This window comes from Qipengyuania xiamenensis (genome assembly GCF_019711495.1).
GTDB lineage: Bacteria > Pseudomonadota > Alphaproteobacteria > Sphingomonadales > Sphingomonadaceae > Qipengyuania > Qipengyuania xiamenensis.
In genome coordinates, this window is the sequence record NZ_JAIGNM010000001.1 from 600,439 (window position 1) to 615,481 (window position 15,043).

Sequence of the window (15,043 nt, forward strand, 5' to 3'; positions counted from 1 at the left end):
TCGCGCCGTCTCAGCTTCCGGTTTCCACCTCTTCGCGAAGTTCCGGAGTAATCGGACGTTCGACAGCCTTTTCGGCTTCATCGAGCAGTTCCGGAGTGAGCTCTGCGGTGCGCGGAGGTATGGGCGTTCCGTCGCCCATTTCGCCGTTCACCTCGATATCCTCGAGCAGCAGCTTCATCTCGGCGATTTCCTTCACCTGGGCCTCGATGATGGCGTCGGCGAGCTTGCGCACACGCGGGTCGCTGATCTCGGCACGGCGGCTGGTCAGCACGGCTATAGAATGATGCGGGATCATCGCCTTCATCCATGCCTCGTCCTCGACCGTCGCCTGGCTCCGGGCGAGGAACAGGAACAAGAAGAATCCAGCGATTGCGGCAACCATCACGATAAACTTGGTCGCCAGTGACTTGTACATACCCCACATGAAACCGAGCATGATCACGATCATGGCCATGCCCATCATCAGCGCCATCCACATCCGGGTCTGGCTGAAAAAGGCGTGATCGGCCTCGTAAATATTGGAATATTTGAGGACAAACATCGTCACGATGGAGGTGGCGATCATGGCGAAGAAAGTCGTCCACTTGCCTTGGTGGGATTTGCCGGAATGCCCTGCTGATTGATTTTCCATCCTTTTCTCCTTCGATCTGACAATACCGAGGTAGGGTATGGAGTTCCGAAGACGCGGTATGGGCCAAAGAACGACCGCGCCTCGTTGCCAGCGCGAGCATGGCACGGCAAACCGTGATAAGACGGTCGCGAACGGACCAGGAGGTTCATCAGTCGTGCGTCAATCCGACCTAGTCATCCATACCGAGCTGGAGAACGGGCATCCGGTATGCATTCGCACGATACGCGAAGACGACGCGGACCGCATGCGGGTGGGTATCGGCAGGATGTCGCCTCAGTCGCGCTACTTGCGGTTCTTTTCCGGCGCCTCGACCCCGCCCAGCTGGGTGATCGAACGACTGACCACCGTGGACGGACATGATCACATTGCCTGGGGAGCCATCGATTCCTCGGGCGATGAAGACGCTGCCATCGGCGCCGTACACGCCTTTCGCCAGAAGGATGACGAGGACAGCGCGGAATTCTCCGTCGGCGTGCTCGACGATTATCATGGCCTCGGTCTCGGCAAGCTCCTGACCGCGACCATCCTGCTCGATGCGCAGGCTGAAGGGCTGAACGATTTCTCGGTCAACATCCTGAGTGACAATCGCAGTGCCCGCGACTTCACCCGTTCGCTAGGGGGCAATTATCTGGGGCTACAGGACGGGGTGATGGAATACGAACTGGTTATCAGCGAGGCCATCGCGCGCCTTCGCGCAGAATGCGATCCGCCCGGCATGGCAAAAGTCTTCAGGGCCTTCGACCGAATTTGACAGGCTCGTTGGGCGCAAGGAAATCCTTCGCGAGCAACCCGTACATCATCACGTCACGCAGGCCGATATGCGTGGTCTCATGCTCGCGGAAATAGGCCTCGCGGGTGAACCCGAGGCTACCCAGCAGCCGGATTGAAGCGGAATTTTCGGCGTCCACCTCGGCCGTGATCTTGCGCAGCCCGTCGGTCTCGAACAGGTGGCGGACGAGCGCTTCGGTGCACTCGCGGGCGACGCCCTCCCGCTGTCGATGCGCACAGGTGATGTAGCCGATTTCCTCGACCCCTTCCTCATGCGCCGGGACCGATACGAAGCGGGCTGCGACCTGCCCTTCCCCGTCCTCTGCAATCCAGGTTCGCCCGTTCCACGTCGGATCGGCCAGCCACCCCCACAGTTCTTCCTCGCTGGCGAATGCTGGCCGGGTCAGGAAACGGCACTGGTCCGTGTCGGAAAGCGTGGAGTACAGGGCCGCGCAGTCGCTCTCCTGCAAGGGGCGCAAGGTGAAGCGTTCGGTGCTCAGTTCGGGAACGCGGCGAATAGTCATTCCGTCCACTTGCCCTCCGGCGACCGATCCGCCAAGCCTCGCACAGGAATTGTGGGGGAAAGGGGTCGCACGCCCTTCTCGCGCTTCACGCAGCAATTGAGGGGTCAGGACAATGAGTTACGCGGACATTCACGGAGAGGGCGAAGGGATCGGCCCCAAGCTCAAACGTGTTGGCGTGTTCATTGCTGTCCTGCTGATCATCTTCGTGATGATGCCAGCCGTCCTCGATGGCTATCGCAGCTTCAAGATCGGCTCGCAGATGGATTTCGAGATGCATGGCAACGTCATCCATGCACCGCTCTACGACACCTTCCGCGACGAGTTTCCGGCCGAATATGTCGAATTCCGGAGCAGACTCGCGGTGATGGCAAGGGAAGGCGCATCGAACGAGCAGCTGAGCCAGTTTGGTTTCGGGTACATGCGCAATTTCACACTCACCAAAGGCGAGCACCTCGTCGCCGCGCCGGACGGCGCACTGATTGAGTTGATGAAGCGCAATCTGGCATTAGTCCGCGCACTGCGGGACGAGAGCTTGCCGCTCTGCGCACAGATGACTGCCACCGGCCTGCAGCCGGGAAACACCTATTCCCCCCCGGTCCAGCGCCGCATCATTTCGTTAAGCGTCCAAACCCTGAAGTCCATCGCCGCGGGACAGCAAGACCCGCACCCGCGCGGCGAAGTCACGCAGGAAAACGTCGACAGTCTCTATGAAGCGCTAGTCGGCACCATCCCGGAGCAGGATGCACTTGCGGTGATCAACGGGATGGGCTTCGAAGCGCTGCCCCTGACCAATCAGTGCGCGGCGGGGCTCGCCTTGTACGAAGCGGTGGGTAAATTGCCCGAAGATGCCTCGATGCGTCTGACTGCGGCGATCATCGCACCGCAGCCTAACGCTCGCTAGCCCGCGAGGAAAGCGACGAGGGCCTTGACCTTCTTGGTCCGCCATTGCGGCGTGGGAGCGACCAGCCAGTAGGCGCGCGTACCCGTCTCCGGACCGTCGAGCAGTTCGAGGCGTCCGGCCTCGAGCGCTTCCTTGGCGAGCAGTTCGGGAAGGATAGCCTTGCCCAGCCCCGCCATCGCGCCCGACAGCGCCTGTCCGGCATTGCTGACCGTCACATGCGCTTGCACTCCGTCCTGCAACGGGAGGCCCCAGTCGATCCAGCGATCGGGAGCGCCGGGTGCCGCAACCGTCACGCGGCGCGCGGCGGCCAGTTCGACGCCCTGCAAATCGCCCGGCCCGTCGACGAGGCGGATCGCGCAGTCGAGGTTCGCCTCGGTGAAGTCGGCATTTTCATCCGCCACGAAGACGAACTTGATCTCGGGGTTCTCCTTGGAGAATTCCGCCAACCGTGGCGCGAGCCACTGCGCGTAGAATTCGCGCGGGCAGGCGATGGTGTAGCTGTCGGAAGCCTGCCCCGCCTGCATGGCGGAGACGCTTTCCTCGAACTTCAGGAAACCTTCGCGCAGCGCGTCGAGACCCGCCGCGCCTTCCTGCGTCAGTTCCAGTCCCTTGCTGGTACGACGGAACAGTACCGTGCCGAGGTGATCCTCGAGCGCACGGATCTGTTGGCCCACGGCCGCAGGCGTCACCGCCAGCTCGTCCGCGGCGCGGGTAAAGCTGAGGTGCCGTGCGGCAGCGTCATAGACGCGCAGGGCGTTCAAAGGCAGATGCGTGCGCTTCATGGTTCCACGCGTTTAGCAATGTTGCACCGCAACGCAAGATTGCGGCCTGTCCGGAATGGATCGGGAGTTAGAGCTCGCTCTCGAGCCACTGCTTGAGCTGGCCCTTGGGCGCAGCGCCGCGCATGTTGGCAGCCGGCTTGCCGTCCTTGAACAGCACGAGGTACGGGATCGACTGAACGCCCATCGCGCCGGGCACGCCGGTGTTTTCCATGATGTCCATCTTGGCGATCGTGACCTTGTCGCCCAGCTCTTCGGAGAGTTCCTCCAGCGCCGGAGCGATCATCTTGCACGGCCCGCACCACTCGGCCCAGAAGTCCACGAGAACGGGCTTGTCGCTGTCGAGAACGTCTTTCTGGAAGCCTTCGTCGGTGACGTTGATGGTGGCCATGGGAATACTCCTGATATCTGCTGACTTGCCCGCCCATATGGGACGCGGGTGCAATTACTCAACGGGTGGCAAGGCAAAGCTTTCCTGCCGATCCGCAAACGCGGCCTTGTAGGCGGCAAGTTTGTCCTGCGGCAAGGCGATGAGTTGCGGCGTCTGGGTATAGAGCACAGCTGCCTCGATCCGCCGCCCGGGATAGATGACCTCGAGCGCCGCGACATAGGCAGACATCTGCCGCAAGGTGCTGTCCGGCATGCCATCCAGCGAGGTCGGCGGGCGGCGCGCGGTCTTGAAGTCGACCACGGTGACCTTCTCTGGCGTGACCAGCAGCCGGTCGGCCGTGCCCATCACCACCTGCCCCTCGACCGTGGCAGCGAGCGGGATTTCCGCCAGCGCATCGGGGCCGAAGATTTCCGCAAAGCCCGGCTCTTCCAGCACGGCGAGCGCGCGGTTCAGCATTTCCTCGCGTTCGGCATCGTCCAGGTCCGGCGCCTGCCGTGCAAGCCAGCTCCGTGCCTTTTCCTTTCTCGCATCCATAGCAACTTCGGGCAGGCGTTCGAGTAGCGCATGAATCAGCACACCGCGCCTTGCGGCACCCGCTGCGACCTCGGGCGGAAGCGGCGGATCGCTGCCCTCCACCTCGCCCAGCCCCGAAGGCGCCAGCGGACGCGGCGGGCGCGGTTCGGGACCGACCGGCTGTTTCGCCCAGTCGGGGAGTTCGGTTGTGGCTTCCTGCACTTTCCTGGCCGAAACCGGCACCGGAGGAGCGCGCTCTCCCACCTCCCAGCGAGCGCCCCAGATCGGGTCCTCCAAGGCATCGTCGGTTTCAAACAGCTGCGCCAGTCGGGCGTACCAGCTATCCTCGTGTGGGCCGTTCTTCGCATCGCGCGGACCGAGCGAACCGCCGACGAACAGCGCCTCTTCGGCTCGCGTCATCGCGACGTAGAGCAGGCGCCAGTGTTCCTGCATCGAACGCGCGGCGTTTTCCTCCTCCACCGCGCGCACAGGCCCGACCTTCTCGTCCTTGGTCAGGGACGGCAGCGGGACGATATTGCGGTTTTCGGACCCGAGCGGAGTGTCCTCCAGCGAGAGATCGCCGGAGGCATCAGGGCGGATCGCTGCATCGGCAAGGATGACGATCGGCGCCTGCAAGCCTTTGGATCCATGCACGGTCATCACGCGGACCTGGTCCCCACTCTCGCCCGCCTCGCGCTTCAGCTCGCCATCGCCGGCATCGAACCAGCGGATGAAGCCCTGCAAGCTAGCTACGTGGCTCGACGCATAGGCGTTGGCAGCGTTGAGCAGCTCGTCGATCGGATCGTTCGCCTCGCGCCCCAGCCGAGCGACAAGCTTGCGCCGTCCGTCCATCGGGCCGACGAGGATCCAGTGCAGCAATTGCTGCGGCGTATCGTAATCCGCACGACGCAGGATTTCGCGCAAGGTATCGATGGTTTGCGCCACGCGCGGTTCGTCCGAACCACGCAGGTGCTCCCACAGGCGGATGCCCTTTTCGCGATAGCCGAAGACGAGCAGGTCATCCTGGCTCCAGCCGATCAGCGGAGAGACGAGCAGGTTTGCCAGCGTCAAATCGTCCAGCGGCTGCGCGGCAAAGCGGATCGCCGCCATGAGATCCTTCACCGCCAGCGGATTGCCGAGCCGGAGCCTGTCGACGCCTGCGACGGGGACGCCATGCGCATAGAGGCGCGCGACGATCAACGAGGCGAGTTCGCGGCGCTTCTGCACTAGCACCATGACATCACCCGCCTGCGCTCTGCGGGTCTCACCCTTCACCAGTGTGAAGCCGTCGCCCTCGGGATCGAGCCATTCGGCTACCTGCCGCGCAATCCGATCCGCCAGAAGCCGATCATGCCGGGCAAGCCAGCCTTTCTCCTCCTCGTCGCCATCCTCGCCGCCTTCGACGATGCGGATTTCCTTCCACAAGGTCACGAGGCCGGGCGCGTTGTCGCCCTTGTGGTCGCCGTCGCTCTTTTCGAGACCCAGCCCTTCGGGTCCGATGGCGCGGATCGCATCGTCGACGAATGTCAGAACCGTCTGGTTCGTGCGGTAGCTGCGGCCGAGTTTGTATTCTTCCAACCGCCCGGCATTGGCATTGGCACGGGCTTCCTCGGCAGCGGCGGCCGCCTTGTCCATCTTGTCGCGGAAGTAGTCGCGCGCCTTGCGGAAGTTTTCCGGACTGGTGCCCTGGAAGCCGAAGATCGCCTGCTTGTAGTCGCCCACGGTGAAGATCGTACGGATCGCGGTGCCGCGCGCGCCGAGACCGTCGAAATAGTCGTCGGTCAACGCCTTCACGATCGCCCATTGGGCTTCGTTCGTATCCTGCGCTTCGTCGACGAGGATATGATCGAAGCTGCGGTCGAGCTTGTAGCGGATCCAGTCGGCCATGGAGTTGGACGACAGCAGCTGGGCGGCGCGGTGGATGAGGTCGTCGAAATCGACAAGCCCTTCGCGCGCCTTCGCCTCTTCCCAGCGTTTGGCGAATGCGCGGCCTGCTTCGAGTTGCGGCGCGAGGAATGCGGCGAGCTCGAGTAGCGCTGCGCGTTCGGCAACGGCGCGCACGGCTTCGACGATGATCTCCTGCTTGTTGCCGAAATCGGGGTCGTTCTTTTCCGCGCCCTTCAATGAAGTGGGGTCGCCATCCTTCTTCAGGATGCAGTTACGCTGGCGAAAACCATCGAGTTCGGCGAAGCGTCCTGCCGGATCGAGCGAGAGCCAATGCCCGACAAATCCTCGGATGGTATCCGCAGCCTTTGTATTCCAACCATCGAGAGCTGGAAGCATTGCGCGCAGGGTGTCGACAGGGAAGTTCTCGTCCGAGCAGCCTTTCGCCACCCAGCCCTCGTCCGCATCGACCGGAATGCCAAGGAGGCGACGTACCGGATCGCGTAGTCCGTGCTGCCAGCCGGGCTGGTTCCAGAGTTCCTTGTGGCGCGCACAGCGCATTAGCCAGCCGAGCACCGCATCGGGGCCTTTGCGGCGGCTCATCTCGGCCACCGCTTCACGGACCTGCGGGTCGCCCTCTGCCAGCAGGTCGGAGAGGACATCGCGGCTCAACAGGTCGCGGTCGCGGTCCTCCATCGGCTGGCTGCCGGGGAGCACGCCCGCCTCGCTCGGGAAGGCGGCGAGGAGGTATTGCGCGAAGGCGTGGATCGTATCGATCCTGAGACCGCCGCCCGGGCAATCTAGCACGCGGGCGAAGAGCGAGCGGGCGCGGGCCTGCGTGTCAGGGTCGATTGCCGCGCCCAGGTATCCGAGTTCCTTGCCCAATTGCGCGGAATCCATGCGCACCCACCGTGCGAGCACCGAGTTGACGCGTACGGCCATTTCGGCGGCACCGGCCTTGGTGAAGGTGAGGCACAGGATCTGCGACGGGTCGGCGCCCGGCTCCAGCAGCAGGCGCAGCACGCGTGCCGAAAGCACCTGCGTCTTGCCCGTCCCCGCGCTCGCCGAAAGCCAGACGCTTTCCTGCGGATTGACGCTCTGCCCCTGCGCATCCTTGAGCGGATAGACCTTGCCGCTCATGTATCGTCTCCCCCGTCCGACGTATCGTCGGCCTGGCGAGGGAGCCATTCCTCGAGCCGCATCAACTGATCGTAGGTATCGTAAGATGGATAATCGGGGTTCTCGCGCGCGGTGAAGGGCGCATCGCCCTTTATGTATTTGCCGATAGCTTCGCCGAGCTTGGTGCGGGTCGTCGGAAGGAATTCCTCGGGCAACAAGCCTTTCTGTCTGTCATTAAGCTTGAGCGGCGCTTCGATGTAACCAAAGCCGTGGGAATTATCGTCCTTGGAGCGTCCCAGCGACCAATACTCATAGCCGCCCGGTTCACCCGTCAGGCCCTTGAAGCCGTTCTGTTCGGCGATCAGGCCGAGAATTCCGAGCTGTAGGGCAAAGCCCTGCTCGACCATCGCCTTGGTCGGCGGCTTGCCCGTCTTGTAGTCGATGATGCCGAGCGAGCCGTCCTCCAACCGGTCGATCCGGTCGGCGCGGCCGTGGACGAACACGTCGTCGAAATGCATCGTGCCCTTCACCTCGACCGCCAGCACCTCGCGGTCGGTATAGGCATCGACCGTTTCCTCGATCCATTCGAGCGCCTTCTGCAGGCGCGGCTGCCACAAGCCGCGCACGCGCGCGTCGGCATTCTCCTCGTCGAGGACCTCTTCCATGATCGGAGCGATGCGCGCGGCGGAATCGGTCTTGCGCGCGACGTGCCAGCGCTCGAGGATGTCATGCGCCACGTTGCCCTGCCACAGCGGGTTGGGGTCCGCATCGAGCGCGTCGAGATCCGACAGGCCCATGATCTTCTGCGCGAAGAACTGATATGGATCGCCCAGCAGCCGGTCGAGCGCCGTGGCGGAAATGTCGACGTCGCGCTGCTGCGGCCCCGGATTTGGCTTCGGGCGCGGATATTCGGGCGCCGGCTTGGCGCGGTTCATGGCGCGGGCGAGCGCGATGGTTTCGTGATCCTCGTATTTTTCGAGCAATTCACCAAGCAACGCCTGAACGCGCAGCAGGAAACGGCTGGGAATGGCCGGCCCACCCTCGTCCCTCTCGCTGCGGCTGAGCACGACCTCGGGCGCGCCCATCGCGCCGGCAAGGTCGTGTGCCGACAGACCTATGCGGAAATCGCCGCCAGGCACGCCGAGCGTGCGCAGGACCGGAGGCGCGAGCAAGGCGTCCACGCTCCCGCGGGCGGGCCAGACGCCTTCGTTGAGCCCCGCACAGATGACCAGATCGGCGCGGTTCATGCGCGCTTCGAGCAGGCCGAGCACCTGTACGCGGGCATGACCACCATAGGGCGGGCGCACCGCGCGCTCCTCCATCGCATCGGCGAGCACTGCCGCCACATCGCGCGGTGCGACGGTGAAGCCTGCTTCGCGCGAGTGGAGGCGGAATTCCTCGACGAAGGAGGCAAGCGTACGCCCGTCTTCCTGCGCCCAGAGTTTTTCGCCGCACAGTGTCTCCGCGCAGGCCGCGAGCGTATCGATCATCCCTGCAAGATCGGAAGGTGCGTTGCGGTCGATCTCGACCAGAGGCAGGAGCGATTGCTCAGCGAGCGCCCACCACTCGGCCATCTCGGGACGCTTTTCCGCAATCCTCGCGATCTCCGCACGCGCGGGTTCGAGACCGGGCGCCAGCCGCGGGCCACGCAAGGCGCGTTCCAGCACGCGCAATCGCCGCAGCCAGCGACCGCGTTCCATTCCGCCATCCACCAGCGGATGACCCAGCAGCGCCATCATGGGCACTGCTCGCGCCCCTTCGGCCATGACCTCGGCCGCCAGCAGGAATGCCCGGCCCGCAGGAGTATGCGACAGCGGGCGACCCGCGGAATCGTCGGCTACGATGTTCCAGCGCGCAAGGTGATGCACTACGCGGCGAGCCAGCGGGCGGTCTGGTGTGACCACGGCGACGCGCTTTTCCGGTTCGGACAGTACCTTGCGCACCAGCAAGGCGATGGCCTGCGCTTCTTCTTCCGGATTGGAAGCATGCATGATCCGGACGCCCGACAGGCGACGCTTCTCGGGTTTGAGATCGACCCAGACCTTGCTCGCTTCGGGCGGCAAGAACAGGGCTGAAATGGCATGGCTGCGCTCGGGCGGCGCAGCGGTCATGCCCTTGCGGTGCCACGGCTGCACTTCCTCGCGCCGTACGCTCATCCGGTTGAGCAGCAGCTTGAGATGATACTGCGGATGAGTGACCGCATCCTCGCGGGCGAAAGCGGTGTCTTCAGCTGTCGGCGCGGCTCCTGCGCGGCCCAGCTCGTCCCAGACGTCCCCGTCCATCGTCAGGTCGAAATCGGGCAGGATTACCGCGCCTTGCGGCACCTCGCTCACAACCCGCAACAACTTCGCGAGCGCGGGCGCGGCGCTGGTGACACCGGCTGCGACGATGGGCGTTGCTGGCGGGCTGGCTTTCCAAGTCCTGCGCGCCTCGTCGAACAGGCGATTTCGGCGCGCGGCGGCATCGAGCATGCCTTCCGCGCCCAGCCAGGCAAGCCATCGCGCCTGCACATTGGCGAAGAGCCTGATCGAGTTCTGCCAGTGTTCGGAAAGGTCGGGAAAGATGTCGACGACCTTTTCGTCGCGCAGCTGCTCGGGCCCGATATCCTCGACCAGCAACCTGTCCATGGTAGCCCCGGTCTCGCGGGCAAGGCGCAGGAGGGTCGCGCCTTTGGGCGCATCGTCACCCATCTCGTCCGCAATCAGGCCGGCAAGCGCGAACATCCGGCGCTGCGGGTCGATGGCTGGCGGGATATTGCTTGTCCCGAGCGGGTCGAGCAGCGGCCCGAGTGCCTCGTCGAGATCGAGATCGCCCACAACCGCCATGCGCGGCATCAGCAGGCCCGCCCGGCCCTCCTCGCCTGCATGGCGAATGAAGGCTTCCGAAACGGTCCGGCGCGCACGCGAGCTCGGCAGCAGCAGCGTGAGCTTCGAAAGGCCCAGCTCAGGGTCGGAATAGCGCGGCACCAGTCCCGCTACGAGGGCATCGGCGAACCCACGATGGGCAGCGATGGAATAGACCTTCGGCTGGCTTGCGACCCTGCCTTCTTCAGCCACCCGTCAACGCCTCCTCGGTAGGCCTGATGTGCTGCGGCGTGCCGACTTCGTACCACATGCCGGTGAAGGCGACGCCAAAGAGGCGATTCTCCTCGATCGCGCGATCCCACAGGATGTTGGTCGAGAACTTCCCTTCGGGCGCATCGCGCAGCAGCCGGTGCGAGACCAGCTGGATACCGGTGTAGATGAAAGGGGCGATCCGGTCGGGCTTCTTGCGGCTGAGCCTCCCGGCCCCGTCCATGTAGAAATCGCCCGTCCCGTCGAAATTGCGCGCGCGGGCGTGGGTCACGACCAGCAGCAGCGCATCCATCCGGTCAGGGTCCCATGCCGCCGAAAGGTCGGCGAAGGCATTGCGCGGCCCGTCGAGCCAGATGCTGTCGGCATTGCAGGCGAAGAAAGGATCGGGAAGCAGCCCGGCCTCCTTCGCCTTGACCATGCCGCCACCGGTTTCGAGCAGCAGCTCCCGCTCGTCGGAGAAGGTCACTGCGGGCACCTTGCGCGGTCCCACGTGAGCCTCGATGCTCTCCGCAAGGTAGTGGACGTTGACCACCGCTTTCTCGATCCCGGCATCCTCGACCCGGTCGAGCGCACGGTCGATCAGCGGCTTTCCGGCCACGCGGACCATCGGCTTGGGCATGGTTGCGGTGAGCGGGCGCATGCGTTTGCCGAGGCCTGCCGCCATCAGCATGGCGGTATCCGAAACGAGTTTGCTCAAGCGATCTCTCCGCCGTGGGCTTGGCGCAATTCCTGCGGGATATTTGCATCGAACCAAGCAGCGACCGGAGCCATCGCCTCATGCGCGAGGTCGCGCTCCATCGCCTTCCAGACGCGCGGGATCATGCCGAGATAGCGGGGCTTCCCGTCGCGCTTGTAAAGCCGTGTGAAGATGCCGACGATCTTGGCGTTACGCTGCGCACCGAGGCGCGCGTAGTCCGCCTCGAAATGCCCGCCGGGATCGGCGGCGGCGCGATAGCGGCACAGCATGTCGTGTTCGAGCTGCTCCGACACGTCACGGCGCGCGTCCTGCAGCAGGCTGACGAGGTCATAGGCGGGATGGCCGACCAGCGCGTCCTGGAAATCGATCAACCCTTGTTCGCCAGCCAGCTTGCCCGGTTCGAGCAGCATGATGTTTTCCGCGTGATAATCTCGCAGCACGGTGACGCCCGGGTTCTGGCGCGGAAGCATGGGGGCAAGCGCCTCTTCCCACGCGGCGGTCCAGCCTGCTTCATCGATCGTCAGGCCGGCAGCAGGGCAATACCATTCGGTGAACAGCGCCGCTTCGCGCTGGTACACGGCCATGTCGTACGGCTCGAACGGGCCCGGCGGCAGCTGGTGGAGCTGCACCAGCGCGTCGATCGCCTGCGCATAGGTATCGTGTTCGTCGCCCGGATGGTCGTCGATCCATTCCTTCATCCGCTGGTCGCCGAAATCCTCGGTCAGCACCCAGCCTTTGGCAGCATCTTCCAGCAGGATCGCAGGCCCGCGCATGCCCTGTTCTTCGAGCCAGTGGGCAACGTGCAGGAAAGGCGCGGGATCTTCATGCGGCGGCGGGGCGTGCATCAGCATTGCCGTATGGCCGCCCATCTTGAGCCGGAAATAGCGGCGGAAGCTCGCATCGCCCACCAGCGGCGCGATTTCCGCGCCTTCCCATTCGGTGTCGCCAAGAAAATCGTGAATGCCGTCGGGTAGTGCGCTCATGGGATGCGGCTTTGCCAAGCCTCGCCCGGCTTCACAATGGCCCTTCGTCCATCGCCCACCGTTTCCAGCGCAATTGCAAGGCAACCCGGCTCATCCTCGAAGCCGCCTGCATGATCGGGCCACTCGGCCAGCAGCGCAGTGCCCTCGCGGTAATCGTCGAGCCCGATCTCCATCGCCTCGGACGGGTCCTCCAGCCGGTAGAAATCCGCATGGACCAGCGGCACGCGCAGATGGTCGTAGGTCTCGATGATCGTGAAGGTCGGCGAAGGCACTTCGCCCTCGTGCCCCAGCGCCTTGATGATGGCGCGCGCGAGCGTCGTCTTACCCGCACCCAGCCCGCCGGTCAGCGCCACGACATCGCCCGGCTGCAGACGCTCGGCAATCAGGGCGCCGAAGGCTTCCATTGCATCGAGATCGGGAAGATCGCGGATCACGGCAGCGTAATCGTCGCCGTCGTGCCGGCATTCTTGCGGCTCTGGATGTCGAGGGCCCCGCCATGTGCCTCGACCAGTTGCCGGGCGAGCGGGATGCCGAGGCCCTGCCGTCGTTCGATGCCCTTGCCATCGGCACTCATGCGGATGCCTTCGAGCGCGCGGGCCAGTTCATGCTGGCTCATGCCCTTGCCATTGTCCGAGATGACGATGCGGTTCTGGCCGCGGCGCTTGGCGATATCGATCAGGATGCGGCCGCCGCGCGGCGTGTTGGCGATGGCATTGTCGAGCAGGTGACCGATGGCGCGCTGCAATTGCTGGCGATCGGCCTCGATGACCTTGCTGGCATTGCCCTTCACATCGAGCGTCAGCCCGCCCTCGACGATCCGGTCCTCGCGCTTGCGCACGATCTGCTCGATGAAGGGGATCATCTCCAGCTTCGACTTGCGCAGCGGCATCAGGCCCGCCTCGGACTGCGACAGATCGAGGACGTTCTCGACCTGCGCGGTCAGCTTGCCGACCGACATGGTGATGGCCTGCACATATTCCTGCGCCTGCGGGCTAAGCTCTCCGGCGATACCCTGCGACAGCAGCTCGGCAAAGCCGCCGATGGAGGTCAGCGGAGTGCGGAATTCGTAGGACATGTTGGCGAGGAAGCGCGTCATCACCGCATCCGCCTCTTCCAGCGCGCGGTTACGTTCGCGCAGGGCCTCTTCCGCCTGCTGCGACGCGGTCACGTCGAGCACGGTGATCAGGCCGTTGCCATCGGGGAGCGGGACGCCTGCGTAATCGAGCGTGCGGCCGTCGGCGAGCGCGATGCGGCCGCGGCGGTTCTTGCGGTCGAGCGTGGCGGAGCGGATCGTCTGACCGATCTCGGAAATCTGTTTCGGGTCGGCGAGCTGTTTCGATATCGCCTCGAGCAGCTGTTCGGCCTGCGGATGTCCGTCCAGTTCCTCGCCCTCGAGGCCCCAGGCGACCGGAAAGCCGCGGTTCCACAGTTCGAGGTGCCCGTCCGGCGCGAAGACCGCGAGTGCTTCGAACAGACTGTCGAAGGTCGCGGTACGCGTACGCAGCAGCGTGTCACGCGTGGCCGAGAGGGCAAGCTGCTCGGTCTGGTCCTCCGCGATCAGGACGAGGCCGCCATCGGGCAGCGGCTGCGCGACGAGGCGCAAATGCGTGCTGTCGGGCAGCGGCCAGGCGACTTCCTCTGGCTCGTCCATCTGGAACCATTCGCCCAATTCCTTGCGCCATGCGGGGAAGTCGCGCACTTCGGGTATGCGGCCATTCTCGCGGGCGACCATCAGCATCTGCTCGAAGGTCGTGCGCTCGTTGACGACGCCCGGCGGCAGCGAGAAGACACGGTGGAACGGCTGGTTCGCAAAGGTCATCCGGTGCTGTGCATCGAACTGGGCGACACCGATCGAAAGCTGGTCGAGCATCGAGCGCTGCGCTTCGCGGAAGGCGCGGAATTCGCGGGCCTGCTCTTCCATTTCCTCGATATCGACCGCGTAGCCGGCGATGCCCTCGCCCACGAGTGGCAGGTCGGTGACGCGGATCGTGCGGCGGGCATTGTTGATCGTGGCGGAAAGAATGCGTTCGATCGGCTGGCGGCGGTCTGCCGATTGCTGCGCAACCTGCGCCGCACTGCGTCCACCGACCTTCTCGACGAGTTCGATCTGTTCGGCAACGACCTGGTCCGCGCTCTTCGCACCGACCGCTTCGACATAGGCCTTGTTGACCAGCCGCAGCTGCATGTCGGCGCCGCGGAACCACATCGGCATCGGCGCAGCCTCGATCAGGCCGACCAGCGCGCCGAAATCGTCACGCGCACGCGCCGCTTCCTCGCCGAGGCGGGCGAGTTCGTCGTCGGTCTCGGTGAAATCGAAAACCCAGATCAGCGCAGCGCCGCTGGGCGAGACCGCCGGATCGGCGAGCGCTCCGCGCAGCGCCAGAGACTTGCGCGAACCGGGCGGGCGCAGGGCCAGCTTGAACGGCTTGGCGCTCTTCTGTGTGCGCCTGACTAGGGTGGAGAGCTCTTCGACCTGGCCTTCGGAAAGGCCCCTGTCATCGGCGCCGGCCAGTTCGCTCAGATATTCGGGGACCTTGTCCAGCCCGATCCAGCGGGCAAAACGGTCGGGCGCCTCGATCCGTCCGTCCACACGCACCAGCAGCGGGATGGCGGGGCCTTCCTCGACCATGCGCGAGAGGCGGCGAGCAACCTTCTTGTGCGACGCAGCCGCCTGGCTGTCCCGGCTGGCCTTGATCATCAGCCACATCGCCGTGACGGTCCACAGCGCCAGCATCAGGCCGATGATAGGAAGGAGGACGGGCGAAATTTCCATTACCTG

12 protein-coding genes are annotated in these 15,043 nt (G+C 64.6%); 2 read left to right on the plus strand and 10 right to left on the minus strand.

Annotated features, from left to right (window positions below):
* Positions 1-10: 10 nt before the first annotated feature.
* Positions 11-631 (minus strand): DUF305 domain-containing protein, encoded by a 621-nt coding sequence (locus K3165_RS02980; protein WP_221547350.1) that lies wholly within the window; start codon positions 629-631, stop codon positions 11-13.
* A 154-nt stretch (positions 632-785) separates the two neighbouring features.
* Here K3165_RS02980 and K3165_RS02985 point away from each other — a divergent pair, with 154 nt between their 5' ends.
* Positions 786-1,382, plus strand: a complete 597-nt coding sequence (locus tag K3165_RS02985; protein WP_345720323.1) for a GNAT family N-acetyltransferase — start codon at positions 786-788, stop codon at positions 1,380-1,382.
* Here the strand turns inward: K3165_RS02985 and K3165_RS02990 are convergent.
* Positions 1,360-1,923 carry a GNAT family N-acetyltransferase gene (locus K3165_RS02990; protein WP_247713867.1) on the minus strand — a complete coding sequence of 188 codons (564 nt, stop codon included), beginning with the start codon at positions 1,921-1,923 and terminating at the stop codon, positions 1,360-1,362. The genes K3165_RS02985 and K3165_RS02990 overlap by 23 nt on opposite strands.
* A gap of 112 nt (positions 1,924-2,035) precedes the next feature.
* Here K3165_RS02990 and K3165_RS02995 point away from each other — a divergent pair, with 112 nt between their 5' ends.
* Complete coding sequence (locus tag K3165_RS02995) at positions 2,036-2,824, plus strand: hypothetical protein (RefSeq protein WP_221547351.1); 789 nt, start codon at positions 2,036-2,038, stop codon at positions 2,822-2,824.
* On the opposite strand, the gene K3165_RS03000 is transcribed toward K3165_RS02995, so the two are convergent.
* From K3165_RS03000 to K3165_RS03035, 8 genes are all read right to left on the minus strand, one after another.
* Complete coding sequence (locus K3165_RS03000) at positions 2,821-3,606, minus strand: LysR substrate-binding domain-containing protein (protein ID WP_221547352.1); 786 nt, start codon at positions 3,604-3,606, stop codon at positions 2,821-2,823. The genes K3165_RS02995 and K3165_RS03000 overlap by 4 nt on opposite strands.
* 67 nt (positions 3,607-3,673) lie before the next feature.
* On the minus strand, positions 3,674-3,994 hold the full coding sequence (gene trxA / locus K3165_RS03005; RefSeq protein WP_221431393.1) for a thioredoxin: 321 nt from the start codon (positions 3,992-3,994) through the stop codon (positions 3,674-3,676).
* 54 nt (positions 3,995-4,048) lie between these two features.
* A complete protein-coding gene (addA, locus tag K3165_RS03010) occupies positions 4,049-7,531 on the minus strand; it encodes a double-strand break repair helicase AddA (protein ID WP_221547353.1) in 3,483 nt (1,160 codons plus the stop codon).
* Positions 7,528-10,566, minus strand: a complete 3,039-nt coding sequence (addB, locus tag K3165_RS03015; RefSeq protein WP_221547354.1) for a double-strand break repair protein AddB — start codon at positions 10,564-10,566, stop codon at positions 7,528-7,530. Before addB ends, addA begins: the two co-directional genes overlap by 4 nt.
* Complete coding sequence (locus K3165_RS03020) at positions 10,559-11,281, minus strand: nucleotidyltransferase family protein (RefSeq protein ID WP_221547355.1); 723 nt, start codon at positions 11,279-11,281, stop codon at positions 10,559-10,561. Before K3165_RS03020 ends, addB begins: the two co-directional genes overlap by 8 nt.
* The gene (locus K3165_RS03025) at positions 11,278-12,264 is read right to left on the minus strand and encodes an aminoglycoside phosphotransferase family protein (RefSeq protein WP_221547356.1); all 987 of its coding nucleotides are present in this window, start codon (positions 12,262-12,264) and stop codon (positions 11,278-11,280) included. Before K3165_RS03025 ends, K3165_RS03020 begins: the two co-directional genes overlap by 4 nt.
* The gene (tsaE, locus tag K3165_RS03030; protein ID WP_221547357.1) at positions 12,261-12,698 is read right to left on the minus strand and encodes a tRNA (adenosine(37)-N6)-threonylcarbamoyltransferase complex ATPase subunit type 1 TsaE; all 438 of its coding nucleotides are present in this window, start codon (positions 12,696-12,698) and stop codon (positions 12,261-12,263) included. Before tsaE ends, K3165_RS03025 begins: the two co-directional genes overlap by 4 nt.
* Entirely contained in the window at positions 12,695-15,037 is a 2,343-nt protein-coding gene (locus tag K3165_RS03035; protein ID WP_221547358.1) for a sensor histidine kinase, read from the minus strand. Before K3165_RS03035 ends, tsaE begins: the two co-directional genes overlap by 4 nt.
* Between the last annotated feature and the right edge of the window lie 6 nt (positions 15,038-15,043).